The organism is Bacillus cereus group sp. BfR-BA-01382, from assembly GCF_022663475.1.
In the GTDB taxonomy this organism is placed as follows: Bacteria; Bacillota; Bacilli; order Bacillales; family Bacillaceae_G; genus Bacillus_A; species Bacillus_A thuringiensis_S.
Genome location: NZ_JAKUFQ010000389.1, coordinates 1 through 254, shown reverse-complemented (window position 1 = coordinate 254; position 254 = coordinate 1). Strand labels below are relative to the sequence as shown.

Sequence of the window (254 nt, the reverse complement as noted above, 5' to 3'; positions counted from 1 at the left end):
TCTCGTTTATCGACATTATTAATGGATGAAGGGTTTCGCAAGCAACTATTAGAAGCGAAGGATGAAAGTGAGCTTCTTCAACTATTTGATGAAAAAGAGAATGAAAAAGAAAAAGAGAATGAAAAAGAAGAAGAGATTGAAGTTGCAAAACCAGAAGGAAATGAACCGTACGTACTTGCTGTTACAGCTTGCCCAACTGGAATCGCTCACACATATATGGCGGCGGATAGCTTAAAAGCAAAAGCGGCAGAGTT

At 39.0% G+C, this 254-nt stretch carries 1 pseudogene; it reads left to right on the top strand.

The window, feature by feature from the left end:
* Positions 1-254, top strand: a pseudogene (locus MR160_RS34445) (PTS fructose transporter subunit IIC); the annotation flags it as partial.